Source organism: Methylobacterium sp. A49B (assembly GCF_053346215.1).
Window position 1 is genome coordinate 15,647 of the sequence record NZ_JBKFBO010000110.1, and the last position, 10,961, is coordinate 26,607.

Below are 10,961 nucleotides of genomic sequence, written 5' to 3' on the forward strand. Positions count from 1 at the left end.
ATGACGTGAGGGGCCGCGCCGTGCCGGATTGTCGAAAGACAACCTTCACCAAGCCGGCAGCCAGCCGGCGCCCGTCGGCGAACCAAACCCGATTTAACCGAATTTCAAGGCGTAATAGGCACTGTGACTAGGCCGCCGATCGAGACCTGAAAACTCTTCATCGGTCATTGCGGAAGTCTAAGTCGCACTTTGTTGATCGAAGGATCGCTGCTCATGAAGACCCTGGTCAAGCGTTTTGCCTCTGACGAGTCCGGCGCCACCGCCATCGAGTACGGCATGATTGCCGCTCTGATCGCCGTCGCCATCATCGCCACGCTCCGGACGGTCGGCACCAGCCTCACCGCGAAGTTCACGCAGATCTCCAACAACCTGAACTGATCACGTTCCGACGGCCACGATCTGCGGCAGGTCCGAGGTCTCCCCGCCCGCGATGAGGGGGCGGGGGGCCTCGACCGGCCGGCGCGGCCGTTCGCCGGGGTCGAGACCGCCCGCGCGGAGCGGGGGAACCCGGTGTCAAACCCGCAGGATCCGTCAACGGCAGGGTAGGCGCGGACATGGTCGTCACAGGCGTGGCAAGTTCAGGGATGGCAAGCCTCGGCCCCGCGGGCTTCGGGTTGCTGGTCCTGTTCCCGTTCCTGATGGCCTACGCCGCGGCGAGCGACCTGCTGACGATGCTGATCCCGAACCGGATCTCCCTGGCCCTCGTAGCGGGGTTCGTCATCATTGCCGTAACCGGGCCGATGAGCTGGGTTGAGATCGGCTATCACCTCGGAGCGGGGGCGGCGGTCCTCGCGGCCACGTTCACGCTGTTCGCCTTCGGCATCATCGGCGGGGGCGACGCCAAGCTGGCGGCCGCTACGGCCCTCTGGCTGGGCCTGGACGGGCTCGGCGATTACCTGCTGGTGGCCTCGATCTTCGGCGGAGCGCTGACCCTCGCGATCCTGTTCGCGCGGTCACACCCGCTGCCGCTGCGCATCGCGCGCATGCCCTTCGCCCTGCATCTGCACGATGCCAAGACCGGAATTCCGTACGGGATCGCCCTCGCGGGCGCCGCGTTGCTCGTGCTCCCCGAGACCGAAATCTGGACTCGCGCCGTCGCCGGCTAAGATGCTTCTCCCCGGGGGACCTGCCGGGCGACCGGTGCTCATCATGCCGGTCGATTTCAACCGCATGCGAGCCTGTCTCTGGCTGCTGAATTTGGCGATGGCCGTCCTGACGGCCGTCTGGATGCGGGCGGCCGGCCTCTCCCTCGCTATCGCCAGCGCGGTCCTTCCCGCTCTGAGCTGCGCAGTGCTCGAAGGCCTGGCGACGTTCTACAGCACGCGGCGCCCCGAGCCGCGCTTCGCGGTCAGCCTGTCGGGCCTCGCACAGATCATCGCGTTCAGCGCCAGCGCGGCCCTCCTGTCCTACGCGGTGGCCGCCACCGGCGGCCCGCTCTGGGACGGCACCTTCGAGGCCGCCGACCGGTCCCTCGGCCTCGACTGGCTGGCCTACCTGCACGGCTTCAACGACCATCCCCGGCTCAGCCTGCTCCTGTCCCTGGCCTATCGGAGCCTGATGCCGCAGATGATCGTGCTGGTGATCGTGCTCGGATTCGGCGGCCATCTGCGGGCCGTGCCGCAGGTCGCCCTGGCCTTCATGATCGCCGCCCTGACCACGGTGCTGATCTCGGGTCTCGTGCCGGCGGTGGAGATGTTCGTGCACCTCGGGTTGAGGCCGGAGGATTTCCCCGGTCTGAACCCGACCGCCGCCTACGTTCACTTCGCTCACCTGACCGGACTGCGCGACGGCACGTTGCGGGTGATCTCCCTCGATCAGGTCGAGGGCATCATCACCTTCCCGAGCTTCCATGCGGCGCTCGGCGTCCTCTTCATGCGCTACTTCTGGATCTCGAAGCTGACGCGCTGGCCCGGCCTCGCCCTCAACGCGATGCTCATCGCCGCGACGCCGATCGACGGGGGGCACTACTTCGTCGATGTCGGGGCCGGCGCCGTGATCGCCGTCGCGGCGATCGCGATCGCCGGTCGCGTCAGCCGGTCCGTGGGGCGTGCTGACAGCAGGCCGGAATGCGATGCGCGCCCGGTACGGCTCGGGGACGGCGTCGCCCCCCGCTGGTCGTGACGCGATGCGGGCATCCCCGGGCCGGCCTCGGACCCGGGACGCGGATCGCGCTGTGTTGCTCCGATTCCACAGATCGGGATCTGGAGCCGGGATCCCGGCCCGGCTAGAATTCGGCCATGCCCCTCGCGCTGCTGCGTCGCCCCGATCCAGATCACCTCGAGGTCCAGCACGCGGGGGTCAGCCTCCGCATCGCGCTCCGCCGCCGCCCGACCGCGCGGCGCATCACGCTCCGCGTCTCGGCCGCCACCGGCGAGGTGGTGATCACGCTCCCGAGCCGCACCGCCATCAACACCGCCCAGCTCTTCGCCGCGCGCCACTCGGGATGGATCGCCGCCCGTCTGGCGCGCGTGCCCGCCCGCGTCGTCTTCGAGCCGGGCGCCAGCGTGCCCGTCCGCGGCGTGGCGCACCGCCTCGAGCTGCGCGGCACCCGCGGCGGCGTGCGCGCCGAGGGCGACGGCGAGGACGCCGTACTTTCGGTCGCCTGCGAGCCGGCCCATGTGGCGCGGCGGATCCGCGAGTTCCTGGTCCGGGAGGCGCGGCGCGACCTCACGGAAGCCGTCGAGCGCTACGTGGACCGTCTCGGCGAGCGGCCGACGCGCATCACCCTGCGCGACACGCGCAGCCGCTGGGGATCCTGCACCGCGCGCCGCGAGCTGAACTTCTCGTGGCGCCTGATCCTGGCGCCACCCATGGTGCTCGACTACCTCGTCGCCCACGAGATGGCGCACCTGCGCGAGATGAACCACTCGCCCCGGTTCTGGGCGCTCCTGCACGGGCTCTGTTCGGAGGTGGACGCCGCCGAGGCCTGGCTCAAGCGGCACGGGGCGAGCCTGCACCGCTACGGCTGAGCCGTCCGCGTCTGCGGGACCGCTGGCCCTCAGCCCTTGGCGCGCAGGACCCGCTGGCGTGCGACGGCGTCGGCGGGCCAAGCCGGCCGCGGATCGACCTCACCGGGCATCAGAGTGCGCGGCGCGACGCTGTCGCAGACCTCGCGCTGGCGGATGATCACCGGGTTGCCGAACTCGTCCCGCCGGCGGACCAGGCCGCCGTCCCGGCAGTAGCCGGCGATGGCCGCCTGTCCGTTGCGGCGGCCGTACGGGTTCGCCGCAACCGGCGGATGCTCGATCACCAGCGTGTCGGTGTGGTTGAGCGAGCGTTCGATATAGGTGGTCTCGCCGACCGGCAGGGACTGGGCCCCGGCCTGCGCGAGGGTGGCCATCAAGCAGGCGGCCGAGAGGGCGAGCGGGCGCATCACGACTTCAGGATCCGGCTCTGGAGGACTGACCGAATCTTATCTAGGCCGGCATTGCGCCCAGGAATAGCGCCGATGGGCAACACCGCGCCCGGATCGCTTGACAGCTTGGGGGCCGCCATGGTCGGAACACCGCCGATTGTACGGCTCCCGCCGGTCCGCGGCCGGAGCGTTCCGAAGGGATCGGTGGTGCCGCTTCACGCGAGGCTCGTTCGTTTCCGGCGCGCTGCCCGGCGCGTCGCGCTGCCGGTGTTTGTGGCTCTCGTCGCGTCGGCGCTCTCATCCGCGGGGCCGGCCGCGGCCCAGGGCATGGTCCGTAAGACCTTCGACGACTGGCAGCTCCGCTGCGAGACGCCGGCCGGCGCGAAGGCCGAGCAATGCGCCCTCGTGCAGTACCTCGCCGCCGAGGACCGCCCGAACCTGACGCTCGTGGTCATCGTCCTGAAGACCGCCGACAACCGCGGCTATCTGCTGCGCGTGGTGGCACCGCTGGGCGTGCTCCTGCCCTCGGGGCTCGGTCTCAAGATCGACCAGACCGACATCGGCCGCGCCGGGTTCGTCCGCTGCCTGACTACCGGATGCGTGGCCGAGGTGGTGATGGACGATGGCCTGATCCGACAGTTCAAGAACGGCTCGCAGGCGACCTTCATCGTGTTCCAGACGCCCGAGGAGGGCGTCGGCATCCCGCTCTCGATGAAGGGCTTCGCGGCTGGGTTCGACAGCCTGAAATGACGATGCCGCTCGGGAGCCGCGCGATGGTCGGACGTCGGGGAGGATCTCAACCGGAGTTTGCTCGGACGCGGTGGCGCGCCCTGATGCGATCCGGTGCGGCCCTCGCCTTGGCCACCGCCCTCGGGACGGTCCCGGCCCGCGCCGCGGAGGGCAACGTCTTCACCAACCTGTTCAAGTTCGGCGGCACGACGGTGCCACCCTCGCAGCCCGAGAGCCTGGAGCCGGCCTATTGTCCGCCGGTGGAGGTCGCCGAGGGGGCGGCCGCCTCGCGCACCCTCGCCGGCGAGACCGTGCGCACGCAGTTCTCCCTCGGCCGCCTCGCCCGGGAGTGCACCCGCCGTCAGGACGGGTCGATTACCGTCAAGACCGGCGTCGAGGTCAACGTCCTCCTGGGACCGGCGGGTGCGCCCGGCCGGTTCGATGTCCCGGTCACGTTCCAGATCCGGCATGACGGCAAGACGGTGACGAGCCGCGTCGAGCGCGCCAGCGTGGTCGTCGGGCCCGGTGAGGCGCAGGGCTTCGCCACCATCGTCGCCGACGAGTTGCTCGTCCCGGCCGCCATGACGGCGGATTACGATATCGCCGTGGGCGTCGGCGCCGGAAAGGGGGGCGCGAAGCCCGCCGCGAAGCCGCGCCGGCGGAAGCCGGCGGTGGCAGCGGCGCCCGCCGGCGGAGGCGACGCTGCCCAGTGACGCCGCGGCGCGCCTCGGCGAACCGATTGCCCTGACGGCGGCCGGTCGCGGCCGGCTCTGGCTCGGGCGCGCGGCCAGCTTCCGCCTGGAGCCGACGGATGATCCGGTCTTCGATCGACGCCTCGTCCTTCCGGACGCCGCGGCCGGCTGGATCGTGCTGAGCTACGGCGGAGATTCGGCGACCGCGCGGCGCCCGATCCTGCGCATCCTGCGCGGCTCCGACCTTGCGCCTCAGGATTTCATCCTTCCGGGCGCGTCCCAGGGCGTCGGGCACTGGCTCGGCCTCATCCCGCGCGACGCGCGGGAGATCCGCCTCTGTGCCGGTCCCGACTTCGCGCTGGAGCGGGTGGGGCTTCGCCGCGAGGCCGCGGTGCTCGCGCAATGCCTCGTGAAACGTCCGTGGCGCTTCGTCGGCGCGCTTTACGAGCGGGTTCGCGGCTCGGAACGACGCTACCGCGACACGCTGCGGGGTGCCTGCGCGGTGACGCCGATGGCGCAGTTCCCGTCCTGGATCGCGGCGCGGGCCCGCCCGGCCCGGATCCCGCCGACGGGGCTGCGGATCCGCTGCCTCGTTCTCGCAGGACCGGGCGACGCGGCGCTGCTGACCGCCACGCTGGACGCGCTCGCGGCGCAGACGCAGCGCGCGACGGCCATCTCGGTCGGTTGGGACGGCGACGCGCCGGACGCTGCGGACGCCCGGGCCCTTCACCGGGCCTGGGATGAGCGCGCGTCCCCGGATGCGCTGATCGCCGATGCCGACGCCCTCTGCCTCCTCCGGGCCGGCGATCGTCTGGAACCCGAGGCCCTGGCGCAGCTGGCGCACGCGATCCGGGGCGCGGACCTCGCCTACGGCGATGCCGTCGGGCAGGACGGCGGGCCGCGCCTGAAGCCGGACTGGAGCCCGGATCTCGCCCTGGCGACGGGCTATGCGGGACGGCCCCTGCTGGTGACGCGCGCCTTTCTCGCCGCGTCGGGCCCGCGGTCGCCCGGTCCGCACGCGGAGGCGATCCTCGCCGTCGAGGTCGCCGCCGCCGCGGCGCGCGCGCGGGTTGCCCACGTGCCGCGCATCCTTGCCCGCACCGTCGATGATGCGCGCGACGGAAGCCTGCGGGCGAACGCGCTCAACCGCCGGCTTGAGGAGGCCGGTGTTCCGGTCCGCGCCGTGCCGCGCCAAGGGTCTGTCCGGCTGGACTGGCCCCTGCCGCAGCCGGCGCCGACGGTCAGCGTCGTGATCCCCTCGCGCGACCGGCTCGACCTGATCGCGCGCGTCTGCCGCGGCGTCCTGCACGAGACGGCCTATTCCCCGATCGAGCTGGTCATCGTCGACAACGGGTCGACGGACCCCGGCGTGCTCGCCCATTACGAGACGCTGCGCGGCGACCCGCGGGTGCGCATCCGCATCGACCCACAGCCCTTCAACTTCGCCGCGATGGTCAATGCCGGTGTGGCCGAGGCATCGGGCTCGATCGTCGTCCTGCTCAACAACGACGTGGCGGTGCTGGAGCCCGGCTGGCTGGAGGCGATGGTCCGGCAGGCGTGCCGGCCGGAGGTGGGAGCCGTGGGCGCCAAGCTCCTCTACGGCGACGGAACCCTGCAGCACGCCGGCGTCGTGGTCGGGCTTGGCGGTCGGGCGGGTCACATCCTGCGGCGGCGCCCGGGCGACACGCCGGGCCATCTCGGGCGGCTGCGCGTGGCGCACGAGGTCTCGGCGGTGACCGCCGCCTGCCTCGCCGTGTCGCGGGAGAAGTACCTGGCGGTGGGCGGCTTCGATGCCGAAGCTTTTCCGGTCGATTTCAACGACGTGGATTTCTGCCTGCGGCTCGGCGCGGCCGGCTGGAAGACGATCTGGACCCCCGACGCGACGCTCGCGCATCTCGAATCCGTCAGCCGCGGCCCCTCCGTCGGTGCGAAGCGCGCCCGTTTCGAGCAGGAGGCAGCCCGGTTCTCCGAGCGCTGGCGCGACGCGATCCGCCACGACCCCTTCTACCATCCCGCCCTGTCGCTCACGACGTTCGGCGAGGATCTGGAATGAGGCCGGATGCCGGTCGGGACCTGCATCTCGGCGCGTCGCGGCGGTCCTGGCCCGGGCTGGTGGCGGCGGCGCGCCATGTCGTGGGACAGCCCCGGGAGGCGGGGGCGATCCTCTGGGCGCGGCTGACCGGCAAACGGCTGCGGGCTCGCCAGAAGTGCGCGGCCCTCGTGGGGATCGACCACCGCCTCACGCTGCCGGCGCGGTGTCTCGCCCGCTTCCCGCTGGCGACGGGCGAACCGGACGGCGATATCCGCCTGATCGGCGACGGCGCCCTCGTGGCCGGCGCGCCGGAGCGGATCGCCGCGGCCTTCGCGGCCGATCCCGATCTCCACGCCGTCTACGGCGATGCGCTGGTCCGGGAGCGGCCGGGCGGCCCGGTTCTGCCGCTGCTCCCGCCGGTCTTCGACGCCGACCGCCTCGTCGCCTTCGACTATCTCGGTCCCATCCTGGCCTGTCGGCGCGCGTCCCTCGACGCGGGCGCCGATCCGGTCAGCCCGGCCGACGCCGCCTTCCGCATCGCCGAGCGGTACGGCCCGCGCGCCGTCGGCCATCTGCCGGAGATCCTGGCGATCGGCGGATCTGGGGCGGACCGAGCCGCGGCGCCCGCAGGGGATGGGCGGCGCGCGCAGCACCATGGCGTGGTGCGCGCCCATCTCGACCGGACCGGCCGCCGCGACACACGCCTCGTCGCGGCGGGCGGTCTCCTGCAGGCGGAGAGCCCGCTCCCCGATCCGCGACCGCTCGCCAGCGTGATCGTCCCGACCCGGGACCGCCTCGACCTGCTCCGCCCCTGCCTCGACAGCCTCCGGCGCTGCACCGACTGGCCGAACCTCGAGATCCTCGTCTGCGACAACGACAGCCGGGAGCCGGAAACCCTCGCCTACCTGCGCGCCCTGGAAGGGGAGGGGCGGGGGCACGTCGTGCCCTGTCCCGGGCCGTTCAACTTCGCCGCCATGAACAACGCCGCCGCCGCGCGGGCCCGGGGCCAACTGCTGGTCTTCGTCAACAACGACGTCGAGGCGTTCCGTCCCGACTGGCTGGCCCGCATGGCCCGCGAGGCGCTGCGCCCCGAGGTCGGCGCCGTGGGCGCCAAGCTCCTCGACGGCGCGGGTCGGATCCAGCACGGCGGGATCGTGCTCGGTACGGGCGGCCTCGTCACTCACGGCCACCGCCATTTCCCGGGCGATGCCGCCGGCTACCTCGCCGGCCTGGGGGTCACCCACGCGGTCTCGGCGGTGACGGCCGCCTGCCTCGCGGTTGAGGCGGAGAAGTTCCGGGCGGTCGGCGGCTTCGACGCGGCGGTCTTCGCCGTCGACTTCAACGACGTCGATCTCTGTCTCCGCCTGAACGCGGCCGGCTACCGCACGCTTCTGGTTCCGGAGGCAGTCCTGCACCACCGCGAGGCGGCGAGCCGCCGCTGGACCCCGGAGGCCCGTGCCCGGCACGCGCGCGAGATCGCCGCGCTGAAGGAACGATGGGGGCCGCTGCTGGTGCAGGACCCCCATTATCACCCGGCGTTCGACCCGGAACTCTCGACCTACGCGCGGCTGCGCCGCGGCTTCCCGGCGGCCGGGCCGGCGCCCCTGCGCCGCCCGCCCGCCTGAACGGCCTACTGGACGAGGCGCGGGCCGCCGCCCTGGACCTTCTCGTTCTCCGACATGATCCCGAGCCGCTTGGCGACCTCCGTGTAGGCCTCGATCAGGCCGCCGAGGTCCTTGCGGAACCGGTCCTTGTCGAGCTTGTCGGAGGACTTGATGTCCCACAGGCGGCAGGAATCCGGGGAGATCTCGTCGGCCACCACGATGCGCATCATGTCGCCTTCCCAGAGGCGGCCGGTCTCCATCTTGAAGTCCACGAGCCGGATGCCGACGCCGAGGAAGAGGCCGGACAGGAAGTCGTTGACGCGGATCGCCAGCGCCATGATGTCGTCGATCTCCTGGGGCGTCGCCCAGCCGAAGGCGGTGATGTGCTCCTCGGAGACCATCGGGTCGTTGAGCGCATCGTTCTTGTAGTAGAACTCGATGATCGAGCGCGGCAGCTGGGTGCCTTCCTCCAGACCCAGCCGTGTGGCGAGCGACCCGGCCGCAACGTTGCGTACCACCACCTCGAGCGGGATGATCTCGACCTCGCGGATCAGCTGCTCGCGCATGTTCAGCCGGCGGATGAAGTGTGTCGGCACGCCGATGTCGTTGAGGTGCTGGAAAACGAACTCGGAGATCCGGTTGTTCAGCACGCCCTTGCCGTCGATGACCTCGTGCTTCTTCGCGTTGAAGGCCGTCGCGTCATCCTTGAAGTGCTGGATGAGCGTGCCGGGCTCGGGCCCCTCGTAGAGGACCTTCGCCTTGCCCTCGTAGATGCGACGGCGGCGGTTCATAGGCGTGTACCGTGGTTTGAGGAAGTCCATGGGCCGAGGCTCCTGATGCGCGACGATGGGGAGGAATCCGCGGCGCGGCGACCGGACGCGAGGTCGGGCAGCCGGACGGCCTCTGCCCGACGGCCCCGGCGACCGGGCGCCAAACTAGCCGAACCGGGCTGCCAGCACAACGCGTTAGCCCGCGGGGCGGGATTGCGGACGGCGCCCCGCACGTGTCCGGAACTCCCTCACGCCGCCGTCTTCGACGGGTATCGGCAGAGGTCGGCGATGGGGCAGCGCGGGCATTCGGGCTTGCGCGCCTTGCAGGTGTAGCGGCCGTGCAGAATCAGCCAGTGATGGGCATGCAGGCGGTAGGCTTCCGGCACGATCGCTTCCAAGCCCGCCTGCACCTTGTCGGTGGTCGCGCCGACGAACAGCGGGATGCGGTTCGAGACCCGGAAGATATGGGTGTCGACGGCGATCCGCGGCACCCCGAAGGCGATGTTCAGCACGACGCTCGCCGTCTTGGCGCCGACGCCGGGAAGCACCTGAAGCGCCTCCAGGCTCGCCGGAACCGCGCCGCCGTGCTCCTCCACGAGGATGCGCGAGAGCGCGACGACGTTCTTCGCCTTGGTGTTGAACAGGCCGATCGTCCGCACGAAGTCGCGGACCCGCTCCTCGCCGAGCGCCAGCATACGCTCGGGCGTGTCGGCGACCGCGAAGAGCGGGCCGGTCGCGAGGTTGACGCCGCGGTCGGTGGCCTGGGCGGAGAGCACCACGGCGACGAGGAGCGTGAACGGGTTGACGTAGTGCAGTTCGCCCTTCGGCTCTGGCTCGGCTGCCTGGAATCGGCGGAAGATCTCCGCGAGGGTCGCGGTGTCCACCGCCTGGGGAGCTGTCACCACCTGTGCGGTGACGGCTGGCTGAATCGGGCCGCCGAGGCGGGCCGCGGCGGGCCCCTTCGACAATCGCGGCGGCGGCGTCGCGGAGCGGCGGCTGGCGCGATCCGTCACGGCAGACGGTGGCTTTCTGGCGGGCATGCGCGCGTTATATGGATCGTATGGCGAGCGGCAATCCTTCCGTCCACCCGTACGGGCTCGATCCGGACACGATCGACCGACCGGTCTTCGCGGCGACCATCCGTCCCCACCAGTCCCTGAGCCGACGCGGCTTCCGCGTGGTCATGGTCGGCTGCTGCGCGGTCTCGCTCACGGTCTCGGTCTGGGCCTGGCGCATGGGCTTCTGGCCGGTGGCCGGCTTCTTCGGCCTCGACATGCTGGCGATCTACGCGGCGCTGAAGGTCAGCTTCCGCCGCGGACGCTCATTCGAGGAGGTGATGATCTCCCAGATCGAGATCCTCCTCGCCCGGGTCAGCCACCGGGGAGAGCGGCGCGAGTGGCGGTTCAACCCCCTCTGGACCAAACTCGAGACCGTCGAGGACGACGAGTACGGCCTCCAGCGCCTGACTTTGGTCTCGCGCCGTCAGCAGGCCCTGGTGGCCCGGGATGCCGGGCCGGAAGAGCGGGCCCGGGTAGCGCACGGTCTCGGCGAGGCGCTCAAGCAGGTGAAGAAGGGCTACTGACACGCCGCGGCGGCACGGCCCTGCAATGTCATGGCAAGGCGTCACACGCCCGTCGCGACCCTGCGACAGAAAAAATGCTTTGCACCGCAGCAACCCTGTTGACGGGGCATCTGAGTGTCCGTATACCCCGGCTCATCGGCGCCGGCCGCGGAAGTGGACCGGGCGCTGAGCCATCTTCTGACAAGCGGGCGGGCTGG

12 protein-coding genes are annotated in these 10,961 nt (G+C 71.4%); 9 read left to right on the forward strand and 3 right to left on the reverse strand.

The window, feature by feature from the left end:
* The first annotated feature begins 213 nt into the window (after nucleotides 1-213).
* The 4 genes from ACLBX9_RS18915 (at nucleotide 214) to ACLBX9_RS18930 (ending at nucleotide 2,969) form a co-directional block, all read left to right on the forward strand.
* Nucleotides 214-378: a Flp family type IVb pilin gene (locus ACLBX9_RS18915; protein WP_010684682.1), complete on the forward strand. Its 165-nt coding sequence runs from the start codon at nucleotides 214-216 to the stop codon at nucleotides 376-378.
* Between the two features lie 206 nt (nucleotides 379-584).
* A complete protein-coding gene (locus tag ACLBX9_RS18920; protein ID WP_447720032.1) occupies nucleotides 585-1,106 on the forward strand; it encodes an A24 family peptidase in 522 nt (173 codons plus the stop codon).
* A gap of 43 nt (nucleotides 1,107-1,149) precedes the next feature.
* Nucleotides 1,150-2,121: a phosphatase PAP2 family protein gene (locus ACLBX9_RS18925; RefSeq protein WP_447720033.1), complete on the forward strand. Its 972-nt coding sequence runs from the start codon at nucleotides 1,150-1,152 to the stop codon at nucleotides 2,119-2,121.
* Between the two features lie 116 nt (nucleotides 2,122-2,237).
* Nucleotides 2,238-2,969, forward strand: a complete 732-nt coding sequence (locus ACLBX9_RS18930) for a M48 family metallopeptidase (protein ID WP_447720034.1) — start codon at nucleotides 2,238-2,240, stop codon at nucleotides 2,967-2,969.
* A 29-nt stretch (nucleotides 2,970-2,998) separates the two neighbouring features.
* On the opposite strand, the gene ACLBX9_RS18935 is transcribed toward ACLBX9_RS18930, so the two are convergent.
* Nucleotides 2,999-3,373 (reverse strand): hypothetical protein, encoded by a 375-nt coding sequence (locus ACLBX9_RS18935; protein ID WP_039893476.1) that lies wholly within the window; start codon nucleotides 3,371-3,373, stop codon nucleotides 2,999-3,001.
* Between the two features lie 186 nt (nucleotides 3,374-3,559).
* Here ACLBX9_RS18935 and ACLBX9_RS18940 point away from each other — a divergent pair, with 186 nt between their 5' ends.
* The 4 genes from ACLBX9_RS18940 (at nucleotide 3,560) to ACLBX9_RS18955 (ending at nucleotide 8,433) form a co-directional block, all read left to right on the forward strand.
* Nucleotides 3,560-4,105, forward strand: a complete 546-nt coding sequence (locus ACLBX9_RS18940) for an invasion associated locus B family protein (RefSeq protein ID WP_432419884.1) — start codon at nucleotides 3,560-3,562, stop codon at nucleotides 4,103-4,105.
* 83 nt (nucleotides 4,106-4,188) lie between these two features.
* The gene (locus tag ACLBX9_RS18945; protein ID WP_447720035.1) at nucleotides 4,189-4,797 is read left to right on the forward strand and encodes a hypothetical protein; all 609 of its coding nucleotides are present in this window, start codon (nucleotides 4,189-4,191) and stop codon (nucleotides 4,795-4,797) included.
* 154 nt (nucleotides 4,798-4,951) lie between these two features.
* Entirely contained in the window at nucleotides 4,952-6,829 is a 1,878-nt protein-coding gene (locus ACLBX9_RS18950; RefSeq protein ID WP_447720036.1) for a glycosyltransferase family 2 protein, read from the forward strand.
* Nucleotides 6,826-8,433, forward strand: coding sequence for a glycosyltransferase (locus ACLBX9_RS18955; protein ID WP_447720037.1), 1,608 nt, complete (start codon nucleotides 6,826-6,828; stop codon nucleotides 8,431-8,433). Before ACLBX9_RS18950 ends, ACLBX9_RS18955 begins: the two co-directional genes overlap by 4 nt.
* A gap of 5 nt (nucleotides 8,434-8,438) precedes the next feature.
* Here ACLBX9_RS18955 and purC read toward each other — a convergent pair whose 3' ends face one another.
* Both purC and nth read right to left on the reverse strand, forming a co-directional pair.
* Nucleotides 8,439-9,233: a phosphoribosylaminoimidazolesuccinocarboxamide synthase gene (purC, locus tag ACLBX9_RS18960; protein WP_010684691.1), complete on the reverse strand. Its 795-nt coding sequence runs from the start codon at nucleotides 9,231-9,233 to the stop codon at nucleotides 8,439-8,441.
* 197 nt (nucleotides 9,234-9,430) lie between these two features.
* On the reverse strand, nucleotides 9,431-10,222 hold the full coding sequence (nth, locus tag ACLBX9_RS18965) for an endonuclease III (protein WP_447720038.1): 792 nt from the start codon (nucleotides 10,220-10,222) through the stop codon (nucleotides 9,431-9,433).
* Between the two features lie 20 nt (nucleotides 10,223-10,242).
* On the opposite strand from nth, the gene ACLBX9_RS18970 reads away from it, so the two are divergent.
* Nucleotides 10,243-10,764 carry a DUF2244 domain-containing protein gene (locus ACLBX9_RS18970; protein WP_010684693.1) on the forward strand — a complete coding sequence of 174 codons (522 nt, stop codon included), beginning with the start codon at nucleotides 10,243-10,245 and terminating at the stop codon, nucleotides 10,762-10,764.
* Nucleotides 10,765-10,961 lie beyond the last annotated feature (197 nt).

Excerpts from the sequence above, each read along its gene's own strand:
- ACLBX9_RS18970 (WP_010684693.1), top strand. The coding sequence starts at position 10,243 with ATGGCGAGCGGCAATCCTTCCGTCCACCCGTACGGGCTCGATCCGGAC.
- ACLBX9_RS18915 (WP_010684682.1), top strand. The coding sequence starts at position 214 with ATGAAGACCCTGGTCAAGCGTTTTGCCTCTGACGAGTCCGGCGCCACC.
- ACLBX9_RS18935 (WP_039893476.1), bottom strand. The coding sequence starts at position 3,373 with ATGCGCCCGCTCGCCCTCTCGGCCGCCTGCTTGATGGCCACCCTCGCG.
- purC (WP_010684691.1), bottom strand. The coding sequence starts at position 9,233 with ATGGACTTCCTCAAACCACGGTACACGCCTATGAACCGCCGCCGTCGC.
- ACLBX9_RS18945 (WP_447720035.1), top strand. The coding sequence starts at position 4,189 with ATGCGATCCGGTGCGGCCCTCGCCTTGGCCACCGCCCTCGGGACGGTC.
- ACLBX9_RS18930 (WP_447720034.1), top strand. The coding sequence starts at position 2,238 with ATGCCCCTCGCGCTGCTGCGTCGCCCCGATCCAGATCACCTCGAGGTC.
- nth (WP_447720038.1), bottom strand. The coding sequence starts at position 10,222 with ATGCCCGCCAGAAAGCCACCGTCTGCCGTGACGGATCGCGCCAGCCGC.
- ACLBX9_RS18925 (WP_447720033.1), top strand. The coding sequence starts at position 1,150 with ATGCCGGTCGATTTCAACCGCATGCGAGCCTGTCTCTGGCTGCTGAAT.
- ACLBX9_RS18920 (WP_447720032.1), top strand. The coding sequence starts at position 585 with ATGGCAAGCCTCGGCCCCGCGGGCTTCGGGTTGCTGGTCCTGTTCCCG.
- ACLBX9_RS18955 (WP_447720037.1), top strand. The coding sequence starts at position 6,826 with ATGAGGCCGGATGCCGGTCGGGACCTGCATCTCGGCGCGTCGCGGCGG.